Annotated in this window: 16 protein-coding genes; 9 read left to right on the forward strand and 7 right to left on the reverse strand. The window is 72.3% G+C overall.

All coding sequences use genetic code 11. The features are described from left to right. Nucleotides 1-143: 143 nt before the first annotated feature. Both DEJ48_RS04210 and DEJ48_RS04215 read left to right on the forward strand, forming a co-directional pair. Complete coding sequence (locus DEJ48_RS04210; RefSeq protein ID WP_223831890.1) at nucleotides 144-1280, forward strand: glutamate--cysteine ligase; 1137 nt, start codon at nucleotides 144-146, stop codon at nucleotides 1278-1280. 290 nt (nucleotides 1281-1570) lie between these two features. Next, on the forward strand, nucleotides 1571-2710 hold the full coding sequence (locus DEJ48_RS04215; RefSeq protein WP_150214578.1) for an aminotransferase class V-fold PLP-dependent enzyme: 1140 nt from the start codon (nucleotides 1571-1573) through the stop codon (nucleotides 2708-2710). 27 nt (nucleotides 2711-2737) lie between these two features. Here the strand turns inward: DEJ48_RS04215 and DEJ48_RS04220 are convergent, their stop codons facing one another. The 3 genes from DEJ48_RS04220 to DEJ48_RS04230 are packed head-to-tail and all read right to left on the reverse strand — an operon-like array spanning nucleotide 2738 to nucleotide 4369. Beyond that, nucleotides 2738-3289: a YciI family protein gene (locus tag DEJ48_RS04220; protein ID WP_150214580.1), complete on the reverse strand. Its 552-nt coding sequence runs from the start codon at nucleotides 3287-3289 to the stop codon at nucleotides 2738-2740. Nucleotides 3290-3301: 12 nt separating this feature from the next. Continuing rightward, on the reverse strand, nucleotides 3302-3958 hold the full coding sequence (locus DEJ48_RS04225) for a GNAT family N-acetyltransferase (protein WP_150214581.1): 657 nt from the start codon (nucleotides 3956-3958) through the stop codon (nucleotides 3302-3304). Between the two features lie 51 nt (nucleotides 3959-4009). Continuing rightward, nucleotides 4010-4369: a hypothetical protein gene (locus tag DEJ48_RS04230; protein ID WP_150174904.1), complete on the reverse strand. Its 360-nt coding sequence runs from the start codon at nucleotides 4367-4369 to the stop codon at nucleotides 4010-4012. Nucleotides 4370-4840: 471 nt separating this feature from the next. Between DEJ48_RS04230 and DEJ48_RS04235 the strand changes: the two genes are divergently transcribed. From DEJ48_RS04235 to DEJ48_RS04260, 6 genes are read left to right on the forward strand one after another with little or no spacing between them, the layout of a single operon-like run. After that, entirely contained in the window at nucleotides 4841-6214 is a 1374-nt protein-coding gene (locus tag DEJ48_RS04235) for an ATP-binding protein (protein WP_150214583.1), read from the forward strand. Next, nucleotides 6211-6633, forward strand: a complete 423-nt coding sequence (locus DEJ48_RS04240; RefSeq protein WP_150214584.1) for a roadblock/LC7 domain-containing protein — start codon at nucleotides 6211-6213, stop codon at nucleotides 6631-6633. Before DEJ48_RS04235 ends, DEJ48_RS04240 begins: the two co-directional genes overlap by 4 nt. Then, nucleotides 6630-6986 carry a DUF742 domain-containing protein gene (locus DEJ48_RS04245; RefSeq protein WP_150214586.1) on the forward strand — a complete coding sequence of 119 codons (357 nt, stop codon included), beginning with the start codon at nucleotides 6630-6632 and terminating at the stop codon, nucleotides 6984-6986. Before DEJ48_RS04240 ends, DEJ48_RS04245 begins: the two co-directional genes overlap by 4 nt. Further along, entirely contained in the window at nucleotides 6964-7575 is a 612-nt protein-coding gene (locus DEJ48_RS04250; RefSeq protein ID WP_150214588.1) for a GTP-binding protein, read from the forward strand. Before DEJ48_RS04245 ends, DEJ48_RS04250 begins: the two co-directional genes overlap by 23 nt. Then, nucleotides 7572-8780, forward strand: coding sequence for a cytochrome P450 (locus DEJ48_RS04255; protein ID WP_150214590.1), 1209 nt, complete (start codon nucleotides 7572-7574; stop codon nucleotides 8778-8780). Before DEJ48_RS04250 ends, DEJ48_RS04255 begins: the two co-directional genes overlap by 4 nt. 13 nt (nucleotides 8781-8793) lie before the next feature. Then, a complete protein-coding gene (locus tag DEJ48_RS04260; RefSeq protein ID WP_150214592.1) occupies nucleotides 8794-10029 on the forward strand; it encodes a cytochrome P450 family protein in 1236 nt (411 codons plus the stop codon). Here DEJ48_RS04260 and DEJ48_RS04265 read toward each other — a convergent pair. Continuing rightward, a complete protein-coding gene (locus tag DEJ48_RS04265) occupies nucleotides 10007-10342 on the reverse strand; it encodes a hypothetical protein (protein WP_223831891.1) in 336 nt (111 codons plus the stop codon). The genes DEJ48_RS04260 and DEJ48_RS04265 overlap by 23 nt on opposite strands. 246 nt (nucleotides 10343-10588) lie before the next feature. On the opposite strand from DEJ48_RS04265, the gene DEJ48_RS04270 reads away from it, so the two are divergent. Continuing rightward, nucleotides 10589-11218 (forward strand): hypothetical protein, encoded by a 630-nt coding sequence (locus tag DEJ48_RS04270; protein WP_150214594.1) that lies wholly within the window; start codon nucleotides 10589-10591, stop codon nucleotides 11216-11218. Here the strand turns inward: DEJ48_RS04270 and DEJ48_RS04275 are convergent. From DEJ48_RS04275 to DEJ48_RS04285, 3 genes are read right to left on the reverse strand one after another with little or no spacing between them, the layout of a single operon-like run. Further along, on the reverse strand, nucleotides 11109-12452 hold the full coding sequence (locus tag DEJ48_RS04275; protein ID WP_150214596.1) for an MFS transporter: 1344 nt from the start codon (nucleotides 12450-12452) through the stop codon (nucleotides 11109-11111). The genes DEJ48_RS04270 and DEJ48_RS04275 overlap by 110 nt on opposite strands. Next, nucleotides 12449-14467 (reverse strand): PEP/pyruvate-binding domain-containing protein, encoded by a 2019-nt coding sequence (locus tag DEJ48_RS04280; protein WP_150214598.1) that lies wholly within the window; start codon nucleotides 14465-14467, stop codon nucleotides 12449-12451. The genes DEJ48_RS04275 and DEJ48_RS04280 overlap by 4 nt, the downstream gene beginning before the upstream one ends. Continuing rightward, nucleotides 14464-15828 (reverse strand): ATP-grasp domain-containing protein, encoded by a 1365-nt coding sequence (locus DEJ48_RS04285; RefSeq protein WP_411757419.1) that lies wholly within the window; start codon nucleotides 15826-15828, stop codon nucleotides 14464-14466. Before DEJ48_RS04285 ends, DEJ48_RS04280 begins: the two co-directional genes overlap by 4 nt. Nucleotides 15829-15907: the final 79 nt, after the last annotated feature.

The following is a 15907-nucleotide window of genomic DNA, read 5'->3' on the forward strand; positions in this document are numbered from 1 at the left end:
CCGGCCGCCCGCCGCTCCACCGTACGGCTGCGGATCCGGTCCTGGGGTACAGGGGTCTCACGGCTCCGGACGGAGTGTCCACGGGGCCACGGAGGAAACGCGGCGCCACGCCGCGATGTGACATGGAAGAGAGGCGGTCTCCTTTGCGCACCGTAGGAGTGGAGGAGGAACTCCTCCTGGTCGACCGGGAGAGCGGCGAGCCCCGCGCCCTGTCCTCGGCCGTCCTGGCCCGGGCGGCCAGGGACACCGGGGAGAGCTCCGGCGCCGAGAAGCAGGCCGACGACTACCGCGAGCCCGAGGAGGAGACCTTCGAGAGGGAACTCCACGGACAGCAGCTCGAATTCGCCACGCAGCCCCGCTCCGACATGTCCGACCTCGCGGACGAGGTGGCGCGCTGGCGCGCGGACGCGGCGCGCCACGCCGGTGACGTGGGCGCGGCGGTGGCCGCGCTCGCCACCTCGCCGCTGCCCGTGAACCCGGCGGTGAACACGGGCAGCCGCTTCCAGTGGATGGAGCAGCAGTTCGGCCTGACGACACAGGAGCAGCTGACGTGCGGCTGTCACGTCCACGTGTCGGTCGACTCGGACGAGGAGGGCGTGGCCGTCATCGACCGGATCAGGTCCTGGCTCCCCGTCCTGGTCGCGCTGAGCGCCAACTCGCCCTTCTGGCAGGGGAACGACAGCCTGTACAGCAGCTACCGCAGCAGGGTGTGGGGCCGCTGGCCGATGGCGGGCCCCACCGAGATCTTCGGCTCCGCCGCGCGGTACGAGGAGCAGGTCGCGGAGATGACCGCCACCGGCGTCCTGCGCGACCGGGGCATGGTCTACTTCGACGCCAGGCTCTCCCACCGCTACCCCACGGTCGAGATCCGCGTGTCGGACGTCTGCCTGGAAGCCACGTCGACGGTCCTGATCGCCACACTGGCCCGGGCCCTGGTCGAGACGGCCGCCCGCGACTGGCGTGCGGACCGCCCCCCGCTCCCCCACGGCGTGGCCTCCCTGCGCCTCGCCAACTGGCGGGCGGGCCGCTCCGGCCTGGACGACACCCTGCTCCACCCGGTCACGATGCGCCCCGCACCGAGTGAGGAGGTGGTCCACGCCCTCCTCGACCACGTCCGCGACGCCCTGGAGGACACGGGCGACCTCGATCTGGCGCACAGCACCACGGAGGACCTCCTGAAGCACGGCAACGGCGCTCGCGTGCAGCGGGACCTCCTGGAGCGGACGGGCCGTCTCCGGGAAGTGGTGAAGGAGTGCGTGCGCCGGACGAGTCCGGAGTGACGACGCTGCCGGCCTGACGTTCCGCACCGTCCACTCTCGTCGGCGGCCGGGTCACGTGTGCGCGGTGCGGAGGGGGTGGAGCAGGCCGCACCCATGTGCCGTATCCACAGGCAGCGGACCTCCGCACCGCCTGAGAGCCTGTCTTTGCACCCCCGCCTGCGCCCCGACGCCCGGCACGCACGATCCGCGGACGCGCGGGCCCGACGGCCGGGCCGAGCTGAGACCATCGAAGGCATGGCCCATACACGTTTCCCCATAGCCGTCTCCGCCGACCGCGCCCCCGAGGCCCGGTGAGCGCGCCCGCCGTCTTTCCCGGCGGCAGCGAACTGTTCCGGCTCAGTGCCGGAGTGGCGCACCTCAACCACGGGTCCTTCGGCGCCGTGCCCGTTCCCGTGGCCCGGGTTCACCGGAGTATCGCGGAGGAGGCGGCCGTCGATCCGGACCGCTTCTTCCTCGGCGTTCCCGACCGGCTCGCCGAGGCCCGGGGCCGGATCGCGGCGCGCCTCGGCGCCGACCCCGAGGGCGCCGCCCTCGTCACCAACGCCACCGAGGCCGCGGGGCTCGCCCTCGACGCCCTGCGGCTTGCGCCCGACGACGAAGTGCTGGTCACCGACCATGGTTACGGCACGGTCGTCGCGGCCGCGGCGCGCCGGGCCCGCGTCGTCACCGTTCCCCTCGGGCCGGACCTGCCGGACGAGGAAGCCGTGCGCAAGGCCGTGCTCGCCGGCCTCACCCCGCGTACCCGCGTCGCCCTCCTCGACCACATCAGCTCGCCCACCGCCCGGTTCATCGCCACGCCCGCGCTCCTCGCCGACCTGGCCGAGCGCGGGGTGACGACCGTGGTGGACGGCGCCCACGCCCCCGGCATGCTCGCCGACCCGCTGGCCGGGGCGCCCGACTTCTGGTTCGGGAACCTGCACAAGTGGGGGTACGCGCCGCCGGGCAGCGCGGTGCTCGCGGTGGCCACCGCACACCGCGAGCGGGTGCCCGCACCCGTGCCCTCCTGGGAGGACGACCGCGGCTTCCCCCGCTCCGTCGAGTACCGGGCCACCGCCGACTACACGGGCCTGCTCGCGGCGCCCGAGGGCCTCGACCTCATCGAATCGCTCGGCGCGGACCGCGTCCGCGCCCACAACAGCGCCCTCGCGGCGTACGGCGCCGAACTCCTCGCCGGTCTTCCGGGACTCACGCCGCTCCCCGCCGACGAGCGGCTGGCCATGCGGGCTCTGCGGCTGCCGCGAGGCCTCGCCCGCACCCCGGCGGAGGCGGCGTCCCTGCGCGAGGAGATCGCCGCCCGCCTGGGCTTCCGCGTCCTGATCTGGGCGTGGCCGGGCGGCGGTGGCATCCGTGTCTGCGGGCAGATCTACAACACACCGGGCGAGTACGAGCGTCTCGCGACGGCGCTGCGGCCGCTGCTGGACGGCCGCTGAGCGGTTGCCGTCACCGGCGGGGGCGGATCAGCGGCGCCCACCGAACTCCCAGTCGTGGACCTCGATGTCGGCGTACCGGTCCGGGGACAGCACGGCGCGTGCCGTCTCCGGGTCCGGGGCCCGGAGCAGCACCGCCGTGCCGAGCCAGGCGGCGCCGTCGTCGGAGAGCAGGGGCCCGAACGCGATGAGCTCGTCGCGGTCGTCGGGCAGTGCGGGGAGGTCGGCGGGGCGGTCCGGGCCCAGGCCGAGGACGAGGTGGCGGTCGCTTCCGGTGCGGCCGCCGGGGAAGTCCCACATGGTGCGGCCCAGCATGTTGCGCCACCGGCGGAGGAGGACATCCCGGTACACCCCTGCCTGGTGGTTGGGCTCGTCGTGAGCGAACGCCCGGGCGGCGGCGGGGTCCGGCAGGTCGACGATGTGCACGCTGCCGGAGGGCGTCTCGCCGTCGTCGGCGAAGGTCGGGCCGCGGGCGATCAGCCCGGCGGTGTACCGGTCCATGTACGACCAGTGCTCCTCCCCCAGCTCCTCGCGCAACGGCAGCGAGCCCGGCCGGTCGCGGTGGTAACAGAAGAACTCCATGCCGGTGCCTCCTCAGAGCCTGTCTCGGCCCGCGTCGGGCGACTTGAGGACGACACCGGTGAGCGGCGCCCTGACGGACCAGCCGAGCGACTCGTACAGGCCGCGGCCCTCGACCGTCGCGCCGAGCACCCCGCTCCGTGCGCCCGTCGCGACCGCCGCGTTCGCCAGGGCGTTCATGACGGTGCGTCCGAGGCCCTTGCGCCGGTGTGCCGTCGCGGTCTCTATCTGGTCGAAGACGACGGACTCGGCGCCGGAGGGTCCCGCGGCCTGGCCGTGGGCGGCGAAGGAGCCGTCCGCGGCGAGGACCAGGGCACGGGTCACGCCGCCCCGGCTCCAGGTGCGCAGCCGGTAGCCGGTCGGAAGGTCCGTCGTGGACGTGCGCAGGGTCGTCGACATCAGGAAGCAGGGGTCGTCGAAGGCCCACTCCGGTGTGAGCCAGGGGGCGATGGCCTCCGGGGCGGCGAACACTTTCAGCCAGGTACCGGGTGCCGTCGTCTTCTCCACGACCCTGCGGACGACGGCCTCGCCCGTGCTGGTCAGTACGTGCCGGGTCACCTGGTGGGGCAGGCCGACGTCGACCGTGTATCCCCACGGCTGCTCCACCGCGGGTGCGGCCCCGCGCGAGACGACCCACCCGTCGACCCAGGCCCGCACTGTCGCCGTATCCACGCGACCTCCACACGTAATAGGCGCCGCCCATCACAGCGCATTACGCGCAGCCTACTCGCCCTCCTCGTGCTCCTCGTTCTCGAAGTGCAGCGCGATGGACCGCAGTACATCCGCGGACGTCACGTCCGTGCGCCCCTCGTCGTGGACTTCGGCGAGCTGGGCGAAGGAGAGGGCGAAGGCGGACGTGATCTGTTCGATCACGGGACCCAGCTCCTGGCCCACCACCGCCGCCACCTCGATCGGTGTGGCGTCCGCGGGAATCTCGATGGGCGGCAGCATTTCCTCGAGCATGGCGCCCACCGCGCCGCTGTTGTCGATCTCGCCGTCCGGGTTCTCGCGTGCCTGTCGGCGCATCTCGAGCGCTTCCGTCAGGATGCCGACGACTCGTTGCATGATCTCGCGCTGCTCCATGCCGGGAAGCCTAGACGCTGTGGATCACGGATGGCCGACGCGCGACCACGAATGCCCCCGCGGGTCCTTGGTCATCTGGACCCCGGACGATGGACACGACAAGATATCGTTGCCAAGCGGAAGCCAACTGGCTGTTTTTAACAGTCAATTGGCTGAAAACGTATGCCGTGGGAAGCCCGCCGCAACCGAGGGAAGCCAGGAAGCAATTGATGAGTACGGTGATTCAGGTCGGGCCCCCGATCCGGCCTCGGTCTCGTGGCGCCCACCGGCTTCCGTAGTTGGCCCGAGCCCTGACCCCACCCCCACCCGGCGGCCCCACGGCGCGGACATCCCCCCGAGCCCGTACCGGCCCCGGCAGTGCGAGGGCAACCGTGACCGGCCGAGCTGGCTCCCGCAGGTCGCGCGCGCCGGCTGGCGTCCCGGCCCGGCGGCACATGGCCGCCCCACCCCCCTTTACACCTTGAGGACGTGATGACAGACCTCATACAGGCCACCTCCGTGGTGCCTTCGGTACTGGCCTTGGCCGCCGGCGGCGCGGCCTGGCGGTTCTGGGACCAGTACCGAGGCGAACGCGCCGAGAACGGCCGCCTCCGCGTACAGGCCGAGGAGATCGCCAGAAGGCAGCACGCCACCGAGCACGTCCTGGCACAGCTCGCCGGCGGTGTCATCCCCGCGCTGGGCGCCGAGGCGGAACGGCAGGGCACCGGTCACGGTGTCGACATAGAACTGCCCGAGGCGCTGGTCAACACCGCGCTGGCGCAGCGGCTCACCGAGCTGGCCGACTCGGCGGCGCACACGGTGCGCAAGGTGCAGTACGACGCGCAGACCAGCACGAGCTCCCAGATCGCCGACGCGCGGGAAAGCGCGCGGAGCGAGGCGGCCCGTGCCCGTCAGAGCGCCGAGGAGTCCAGCCGGGCGGCCGTGCGTGCCGTCTCCTCCGCGATGGTGGGCATGGCCTCGAAGCTCAGCCAGCGGGTGAGCCAGGGCGTGCGGCGGCACGAGGGCGACGAGGCGTACGAGACGCTCGTCGGCATCGACCACCCCACGCAGCAGATGCTGCTCGTCGCCCAGAACTACGTGGTGCTGTCCGGCGGCAAGCTGTCGCGCCGCTGGCCGGCCACGCCGATGACCGATGTCGTGCGGGCCGCGATGGGCAGCATCGAGGAGTACGAGCGGGTCGAGCACCAGGAGCTCGGCGTGACGGTGACCAGCCGGGCGGTCGGGCCCGTCGTGCACGCGCTGGCGGTGCTCCTGGACAACGCGGTGCGCTACTCGCCGTCCTCGGCCCGGGTGCACGTCGCCTTCCAGGAGGGGCACCACGGGGTGTCGGTCATCGTCGACGACGCCGGCCTGCGCATGAACGAGGAACAGTTGACGTGGGCGAGGGAGATCCTCACGGGTGTCCGGCGCGACGACATCAACCAGCTCGGCGCGCACCCGCAGACCGGTCTGCGGGCGGCCGCCGCCCTCGCGGCTGACTACGGGTTCCGCATCGACCTGGAGGCACCGAACCCCTTCGGCGGCACGCGTGTCTACATGTTCATCCCCAAGAGCCTGTTGACCACGGCCGCCCCGCCCGCGGCCCGTCCCGCACCCGCCGCCGAGCCGGTTCCCGCGACGGCCGCGCCGGCGGCCGCGGCCGTCCCCGCGCAGGCGCCCCCGAAGCGCACCACCGCCAGTGGTCTGGCCGTCCGGTCGCGCAGGACACCTGCCGCGAGCCCGCGTCCCACGTCGTCCGACGGCGGGGCGACGCCGCCCGGGCGCCCCTCCGTCGCCGCAGCCTGGGCGAAGGGGACGCGCAGCGGGCGCACCGAAGACCCGACCACCTCCCACGAAGGAGCATGACCGTGACCACCGGCAACGAACTTGGCTGGCTGCTGGACCGCGCCCTGGGGTCCCTCGAAGGCGTCCGGCACGCGGTGCTGATGAGCTCCGACGGTCTGCTGCACTCCCGGACGGCCGGGATCGGACAGGACGAGGCGGAGAAGTTCGCCGCCATCACCGCGGCCGTCCGTGCCGCCGCGCTCGCCTACGACGAGGAGACCGGGGGCGGCGGCACCCGGCAGGCGCTGATCGAGCTCACCAACCACGTGGGCCTGATCACCCAGGCGGGCGGCAACACGATGCTGTCGGTGCAGACCAGCGGTCCCGACGCCGACATCGGCCTGATCACCCATCACATGCTGGAGCTGGCCCAGCGGGTGGGCCACGAGATGAAGGTCGCGCCCCGGCAGCCTTCCGAGCTCGGCCTGCCGACGACGTGAGCGGGCCGCGGCGGGACCCGGACCTGGTCAGGCCCTACGTCCGTACCGACGGACGGGTCCGCGCCGATCCGGAGGTGCGCCTGGAGACCGTGGTGCTCGCCGCGAGCGGCTCGGCCGAGGGCCTGGGCGCGGACGCCCGGCGGGTGATGGGCCTCTTCGACCGGTCCATGGGCGGCGGCCTCGCGGTCGCGGACATCGCGGCCGCCCTGGAGTTCCCTCCCTCCACGGTCCGCATCCTCGTCTCCTCCCTCATCGACGAGGGCCTGTTGACCCGCCCTGTCGCCGCGGGTGAAGACCAACCACAAACCGATCTGCTCCAGGAGGTACTGCGTGGTCTCCGCGCCCTCGTCTGACGGCCTCATCTATGTGCCACCCGGCGTGACCCGGTCCGCGAAGATCGTGATCTCCGGGAGCTTCGCCGTCGGCAAGACGACGTTCGTGGGCAGCGTCTCCCAGATCCCGCCGCTGCGCATGGAGGAGCGGATCACCCAGGCCAGCGAAGGGGTGGACGATCTGGCGCGCACCCCGCGCAAGACGACCACGACGGTCGGCATGGACTTCGGGCGGCTGCACCTCAGCGACGCCCTGGTCCTCTATCTGTTCGGCACGCCAGGCCAGGGCCGCTTCCGCCCCATGTGGGCGGGGCTGACCGAGGGCGCGCTGGGCGCGCTGGTCCTGGTCGACACCCGCAATCTGGAGGCCTCCTTCGAGATCCTCGCCCTGCACGAGGAGCAGGGCACTCCGTACGCGGTGGCGATCAACCTGTTCGAGGGGGCGCCGCGCTACGACCTGGACGAGATCCGTCAGGCCCTCGACCTGGACCCGCACACGCCCTTGACGACGTGTGACGCCCGGGACGGCACGTCCAGCGTCCTGGCCCTGATCACCCTCTGCGAGTACCTGACCGAGTTGCACGCACCCGTTTTGGAGCCCCGCCCGTGACCACCCCGACCACGATCGATGTGGCGCCCGAGCGCCGGATCGCCCTGCACGAGGCCGAGTTCGCGGCCGACCCGCACGCCGCGTACGCGCGGATGCGGGCCGAGTTCGGGCCGTTCGTGCCGGTGGACCTCGTCCCCGGCGTCCCCGCGACCCTCGTCATCGGCTACGCGCAGGCCCGCCGGATCCTCAACGATCCCCTGCGGTTCCCGGCCGATCCGCGGATGTGGGAGCAGTCCGTCCCCGAGACCTGCCCGGTCCGCCCGATGATGGAGCACCGTCCCAACGCGCTGCGTTCGTCGGGCCCCGCGCACACCCGCTACCGGTCGGCGAACAGTGCCGCGATCAACGCGGTCGACCAGCATGAGCTGCGTACCGTGGTAGAGCAGGTCGCCGACGCGACGATCGCGGAGTTCCGGGACGCCGAGGGCGCGGACCTGCTGACCCAGTACGCGTGGCCCATCGCCTTCCGCGTCCTGAGCGCCCTGCTCGGCTGCCCGGACGAGATGGGCCGCCGCATCGCCGACGGCATGGCGAAGATCTTCGAGGGGGTGGACGCCGCGAGCGGCAACCAGATCCTCTCCCAGGCGGTCGCCGACCTGGTGGCGCTGCGCCACCGGCAGCCCGGTGACGACATCACGTCGCGGCTCCTCGCGCACGAGGCGGCGCTCGACGACATCGAGATGGCCCACCAGCTCGTCACGTTGTACGGCGCCGGGATCGAGCCCCTGACCAACCTGATCGCCAACACCGTCCTGAAGGTCCTCACGGACGACCAGTTCTCCGGCGACCTGCACGCGGGCGGCTCCTCCGTCCGCGAGGCGCTCGACACGGTGCTCTACACCGACCCGCCGCTGGCGAACTACTGCATCAGCTATCCGCCGCACCCCGTCGACGTCGACGGGTTCCTGCTGCCCGCGCACCAGCCGGTCGTCATCTCGATGGCCGCCTGCAACAACGATCCCGCTCTCGGGGACCAGCGCACCGCCAGCAACCGCGCGCACCTGTCCTGGAGCACCGGGCCGCACGCCTGCCCGGCGCGCCCGCACGCCTACCTCATCGCCGAGACGGCCATCACGCACCTGCTCGACGCGCTGCCCGAGATGGACCTGGCCACCGCCCCCGAGAACCTGGTCCGGCGCCCCGGACCCTTCCACCGGGCGCTGGCCGCGCTCCCCGTCACGTTCCCCACCGCCTCATCCGTCTGAAGGGACCACCACCATGGCCGTGCCCACGCAGCCGATCGTCCTCGACCCCACCGGAGCCCGCGCCCACGACGAGCACCGCACGTTGCGGGCGCACGGCCAGGCGGTCCGTGTCGACATCCTGGGCGTGACCGCCTGGTCCGTCGCCGACCCCACGCTCCTCAAGGAGCTGCTCACCAGTCCGAGCGTCTCCAAGGACGCCCGCGCGCACTGGCCCGAGTACAACGACACGATCCAACGGTGGCCGCTCGCCCTGTGGGTGGCGGTGGAGAACATGTTCACCGCCTACGGAGCCGACCACCGTCGTCTGCGGCGCATGGTCGCGCCCGCCTTCAGCGCCCGCCGCATCACCGCGTTGAAGGAGAACATAGACACGGTCGTCACCGGCATCCTCGACCGTCTCGACGCGCTGCCGCCCGGTGAGACCGTCGACCTGCGCGAGGAGCTCGCGTACCCGCTGCCCATAGCGGTCATCAGCCGGCTGATGGGCGTACCGGCCGAGCAGCAGGACGCCTTCCGCCGGGTCGTCGACGGCGTCTTCGACACCACGCTGACCGCCGAGCAGTCCGAGGCCAACACCAAGGCGCTGTACGAGGCCCTGCACCTGCTCATCGCCGCCAAGCGCGCCGAGCCCGGCGACGACATGACCTCCCTGCTGATCACCTCGCGCGACGAGGACGAGGACGGCGGCCTGTCGGAGGACGAGCTGCGCGACACCCTGCTGCTGATGATCAGTGCCGGGTACGAGACCACGGTCAACGTCATCGACCAGGCGATCACGCAGCTGCTCACCCACCCCGACCAGCTCGCGCTGCTGCGGTCGGGAGAGGTGGACTGGAGCGACGCCGTCGAGGAGACCCTGCGCTTCGAGCCGGCGGTCCGTCATCTGCCCCTGCGGTTCGCGGTGACGGACATATCCCTGTCCGACGGGCAGACCATCGCCAAGGGCGAGGCGATACTCGCGTCCTACGCGGCCGCCAACCGCCACCCCGACTGGCACGGCGAGAGCGCCGACGACTTCGATGTCACGCGCACCGTCAAGGAGCACCTCGCCTTCGGCCACGGCGTCCACTTCTGCCTGGGCGCACCGCTCGCCCGACTTGAGATCAGTACGGCCCTGAGCCTGCTCTTCGAGCGTTTTCCCCAGCTCGAACTCGCCATACCCGTGGACGAGTTGAAGCCGCTCGGTTCCCTGCTCAGCAACGGCCACCAGTCGCTTCCCGTACGGCTCAAGACCGCGAGCGGTCGGTGAGCCAGGCGGCGAGGGCCACCAGCACGGCCGCTCCGGCCGCATAGACGGGCAGCCACAGGGTCGTCGTGGCGGACAGACAGTCGGCGACGGCCTCGTGGCTCCGGACGGTCTGCGCGTCGGCGAGGGCGGCGCCGGCGCGGTCCGCGAGGCCCGCGAGGTCCGCCTCCGCCCGGATGCGTTCGTACGTTCCGAGGGCGCCGCACCGGTCGCGGGTGCCCGGCATCGGGAACAGCCACGCCCACCGCTGCAGCATGGGCGCGAGGGCGATGGACAGGCACAGGCCGACGACCACCGCGAGCAGCGTCGCTCCCACGTAGGTGGCGAACCACTGCCAGGAGCCCTGCGCGAGTATGGCCGTCAGCAGGCGGCGAGTGCGATGCCGATGACGCCCGGCTGATCCGATGCGTCCTGACTTCTGGCGCTGTGACCGTCCACGGCCCTCAGCATCCCCGACCGCGGCCGCACGGGACGGGAGTGACACGTGGTGTGCGGGGGTAGTGCGTGGTGGACCGGTGCGGGAACGGAAGGACCGGTGCGGCCAAGGAAAGGGCGACGACGCATGAAAAGTTCCGTCTCCAAGGGCTCCGCGTGGGCGATCCTCGCGCTGAGCGCCGCGTTGGCCTCGACCGCGCTCGGCCCCACGGCGAGCGCGGCGGCGCCGAGGGACGCGGGCGACGGCACGGCCACGGCGACCACCGCACGCCAACGGGCCTGCCCCGTCGTCTACTTCGACCTGGGCGAGACGCTCGTCCACACCGCCGACGACGGCAGCACCACCTATCAGCCAGGCGCCGCCGCCTATCTGCGCGCCCTGCGCGCACGCGGCATCCCGGTCGGCCTGATCACCAACGTGCCGTCCTCGTGGGGCTCGACCGATGCCGAGCGGGCCGCCCGGCTGCGGCAGGAGGTCGACGCCACGTGGCAGGGGTCGGCGCCCTTCGCCTGGAAGGACTTCGGCGACCGCGTCCTGACCCCGCGCACCGAGGCGGAGCGCAAACCGGCCCCCGCCCTCTGGCAACGGGCGAAGGCCGGTTCCGGCCACTGCCGGGTCGTCTATCAGGCGGAGACCGCCGAGGAGGTCACCGTGGCCTCCTCGCTCGGATTCGTTCCGTACCAGGTCGGACGACCGCACCGACCGGCGTTCCTGCCGGTGGGTCTGGTGGAGCTGCTGGGCCGGGCTCCCGCCTGACCATGCCGCTGCGCAGCAGCAGTTGGAAGACCCCGAGGAGCACCGCCGTGGCGATGGCGCTGTGCCACAGCAGGGCGTCCAGGCGCCCGGCGGCGAGGTAGGCGCCCGCGGCGATCGCGGCCAGGGCGCACACCGCGCGGTCCACGATGCTCTCGACGGAGAGCAGCGTGGCGCGCGGGGCGTCCGCGGGCACCGCGTCGTTCACGAGCTTGCGCTGGATGGGGTACGCGAAGCCGGTCGCGGCGGCGAACACGCAGAGCAGCACGACGACGGCCCACGGCCCGCCGAGTGTCATGGCCGCCAGGCTCCCCGCGAGCGCGAGGCTGAGGATGGAGACCCAGGCGACCGGTGGCAGGCGGCGGCTCAGCCATTGCGGGCGGGCCGAGGCCACCGCTTCCGCCACGGTCATCGCCGCCATCACGCCGCCGTGGGAGGCTTCCGCGATGCCGTGGTCGAGCAGGATCGGCTGGAAGAGGTTGACCTGGCAGATCCGCGAGAGCGTGAAGATCGCCACGCCCTGCACCATCACCAGGGCCAGCCACCGCGAGGAGGCGACACAGCGCAGCGCGGTGCCCGCGTCCCGCAGGAACGCGCCGCCCCTGCGCCCTCCCTTCCCCGCTTCCGCGCGGCCGTCCGCCCCGACGATGCGGGGCAGCGCGACGGCGCAGACGACGGAGCCCGCCGCGCTGGCGGCGCTGAGCACGTAGGGGGTGGGGTGTGCCACGGCCATGAGGGGCCCGACCAGCGGCCAGCACACGACCTTCGCCACGAGGCCGAGCGCACGGGCGGTGCCCTCCGCCTTCAGGTAGTGGTCGTCGCACTTCTCGGCGCGCAGTCCGTCGTACAGGTAGGCGCTGGCGGCGCCCGAGGTGAGGGACCGGCCGGCGGCGATGGCCAGGAAGTGGACGAGGAAGCCGGTGTACGAGGCGCTGACCACCGGTGCCAGGTTGGCCGCCGTCATGACCACGGCTCCGGCGCGCAGGCAGTTGCGGGTGCCGATCCGGTCGGCGATCAGTCCGGTGGGGATCTCGAACAGGCAGAAGGCGACGTAGTAGATGCTCTGGATGCCGAAGATCTGCCCGTCGGAGAGCCCGGCGGCCTTCTGGTAGGCGTAGAACACCGGCATCCACCACAGCAGGTTGAACAGCAGCTGGAAGCCGTAGTTGAGCCGGATGATGCGGCGGGCGGTGTCCGTGAGGCCGGTGGCCGTCGGCTTTCCCGAGAGCGCCCTCACAGCGCGTAAGGGCGGATCTGGACCAGCCGGAAGTCGCCCCGGTCGGTCATCAGCCACTCGATGTCCAGCGGCCTGTCCACGTCGTCGGCGCTGAAGTGGGACTGCAGGAGCCGCCCGGTCAGGGACAGGTCGGCGAGCCGGGCGCGGGTCGCGGCGGAGAGTCCGTCGCCCCAGGAACCGAGCGCGACGGTGCGGCCGCCGCCCTCCACGGTGTTGTACAGGTACTGCTGCGGCAGGACCGAGCCCTCGACGACCTGCTCCGGGGAGCCGGGCGAACAGTTGAGGTAGACGTTGCGGAAGTCCTCGCGTCGGGTCGGGTTGCAGGTCACCAGGACGCCGCCGAGCGAGGCGGGGACGTACTCCTGGATGATGACACCCATGTACGTGTCGTCCAGCGAGATGCCGACCTCGTGGCGCAGGCGCACGCTGCGCGGCGAGAGCAGCGAGGCCCACACCTGGCGTACGGCGTCCAGGAGTTCGCCGGTGCCGTGGACGGTCGTGACGGAGTCGTAGACACCGGCGGCGGAGAAGCCCGGCAGGTCCTCCGCGTTGGAAGACGAGCGCACCACGAGGCGGCCGCCGGAGTCGGCGGGGAAGGCCTGGCCGATCTGCCGGGTGACCGACTCGGGGAGGGGGGTCTGCCGGATCAGGTGCTGGAGTTGCAGGCAGAGCGAATCCAGGACGTCGGTGGCGTCGAGTTCGAGTGCCATCTTGAGCTTGCCGATGCCCTGTTGCAGGACGGTGGACGAGGCGAGGAAGTTCTGCTGGAGCGCGAAGGGCAGCGCGACGCCGTTCGGGGCGCTGACCGATGCGGCGACGAACTCGGCTGCTGCGGCGCGCAGTTGACCGTCGACCGGGGCAGCGGCGTGTAGGCCGCCGAGGCCGAGGCGGGCCGCGAGGTGCCCGTGGAGGTTCTCGCGCGGAGGGCGCGGCCTGCCGTAGAACGCCGTCAGGTCGGCGGTGCGGCTGTCGAGCACGTGGTGCAGCTCGCCGAGGTTGGCCGCCTTGGTGCCGTAGCGGTCGCGGTCGGTGCTGCGCAGCCGGTGCAGGGCCAGCACGGGGGCGTCTTCGAGGAGCGGCGGTTCGAGGCGGATGCGCTGCTGGTGCCAGGCGGGGGCCTGCAACTCGGGTGCGTGGTCCAGCCGTTCGAGGGATATCTCGTCCTCGCGGACCCGGTAGCGCACCCACGCCCCGTCCAGGCCGTCCTTCTCGACGAGCTGTTCCAGGTCGCGCACGATCGCGTTGGGGATGCCCCAGCCGGAGGCGAGGACGTTGGTATGGGAGAGCGGGGTGATCGGCGCGGTGTTGAGGAACCCGGCCACCCGGGGCACGTCGTCGGGCAGACAGGGCATGGCCACGATGTCCGCCCAGCCGAGCCCGGCCTCCTGCGCGAGGTACTCGTCGTGCGTGCGGAAGAACCGCAGCCTGCCGGTCGCCTCGCCGGGGTTGAGCGGGGTGCGGGCGCGGGTGCCGAAGAGTTCGTGGCTGAGGATGCGCGGCACGCTCTGCTCGCTGATCGCCGCGAGTGCCTCTTCCTGCCCGTGGTTGGCGGGCTTCAGGAGCAGCGGCAGCCGGCCGTCGACGCGGGCGCGCACGAACTCGTAGAAGAAGGACAGCAGTTCGCCGTGCATGGTGTCGGCTTCGGTCGTCTCCAGGACGAGGAAGGTGCGTTCGCGGCCTTCGGCGTCTTCGTCGGTGTGCAGGGAGAGCACACCGAGGAGGAAACGGCGTTCGGGGTCCATGTAGACGGAGGCGTTGAACGCGTCGAGTTCCGCGTCGAGCGCGGTGAGGTCCATGCCGAGGACGCGGGTGGCGATGTAGTTGACGTGGAAGGGGTGTGCGGCGGTGTCGAGGAGGTGCCAGGTGTTCTCGGCGCGGTCGACGACGACTTTCAGGTACGGGTGTCCCGCCAGGACCCCGGAGAGGGTGCGGAAGAGCGGCAGGGAGAGGTTCTCGCCGACGACCGTGCGGTCCGTGGCCGGTTCGGCGGGGCCGGTGAGCAGTTGGGCGGTCATGCCGGGACCTCCTCGGGCCGGGCGGCGGGCAGCACCTGGGGCAGGGCGTCGACCAGGGCCTCGAAGTCGCGGAGCACGGTCCGCGGGGTGGTGGCGGAGAGCAGGCACAGGGCGGCCATGGTGTTGGCGCCCGCGGCCGGGTCGTACACCGGCACGACGCTGCCGTCGGCGAGGGAACTCTCCGGGACCACGAACAGCTCGCTGCCCAGGCTCAGGGACACGTCCGCGGTCACGGACGGGAAGTCCCAGACCTTGCGGCCGCGCCAGGCCTCCCCGTCCCCGTCGACGGCGAGGACGACGAGGGAGCCCGCCGCGCCGCGCGCCCGATCCGGGGTGAGGGCCTGCTCGGGCCAGTCCACGGTCCGTCCTACGAGGTGGTCGACGAGCATGCCGACGAGGTCGAGGCCGAAGACCTCCTCGATCTGCGGCACGGTCATCGCGCCGCCGAACCGGGCGGCCGTCTCGATCAGCCACATGCGGCCGTCGGCGCCGAGCTTGATCTCCGTGTGCGTCCCGCAGTCGCGCAGGCCGAGCGCGTCGACCGCGCGCCGGGCCAGGTCCACGATCCGGTCCTGCGCGTCCTGGCCGAGAAGGGCGGGGGTGATGCTCGCGCGTTCGGTGAACGGCTCGACGGTCGGCATGCGGCCGCTGATGCAGACCGGGTGGAAGGTGCCGTCCGCGACGACGCCCTCGACACTCACGTAGTCGCCCCAGCCCGGCTCGTCGAACCAGTCCGTCGCGGTGCCCGTGACGATCTGCTCGACGACGAAGTCCGCGTCGGCCTCGGCGACATGCAGCTCCGCGAACCCCAACTGGGCCGACTCGGCCATCACTTCACGGGAGCGGGTCCAGGCGGCGGGGACCTCGCGCGGGTCGCGGATGATCTGGTGCGCGGTGGACCCGGCGCTCCAGGCCGCCTTGAGGAGCAGCGGCCCGGGCAGCTCGCGGGCCGCCGCACGCAGATCCGCTTCCGTGCCGACGGGCCGGAACTCGGGCTGCGGAAGCCCGTGTCGGTGCCAGGTGTGCCGCATGAGCCGCTTGTCACGGGCGAGCGCGGCGGCATCGCCGGCCCCCGCGAGACCGAGCGCCTCGCAGGCCTCGGCGACGGCCACGACCGCGTACTCGGAGAAGGTGAGCACCGCGTCCGCGCCGACGGCCTCGGCCCGCTCGACGATCAGGGAGACCAGGTCGGAGCGGTGTGTGTCGTCGGGCGTGACGACCGACGCGCACAGTCTCCGGGCGGGCCCCGCCACGGCGGGAGGCAGAGCGCTGAGCGCCAGCAGGTGCACTTCCGCCCTCGCGGCCGTCCGGGACAGGACGTGCCCGAGGGGCGGACCGCCCTTGGCATGCACTAACAGCACCTTGCTCACGGAAGTTCGTCTCCATTCGTCGTTCGTCGCCTTGATTCGGGCCACCTCGGGCGGAATGCCCGGGCCCTGT

Source organism: Streptomyces venezuelae, from assembly GCF_008642315.1.
Classification (GTDB): domain Bacteria; phylum Actinomycetota; class Actinomycetes; order Streptomycetales; family Streptomycetaceae; genus Streptomyces; species Streptomyces venezuelae_D.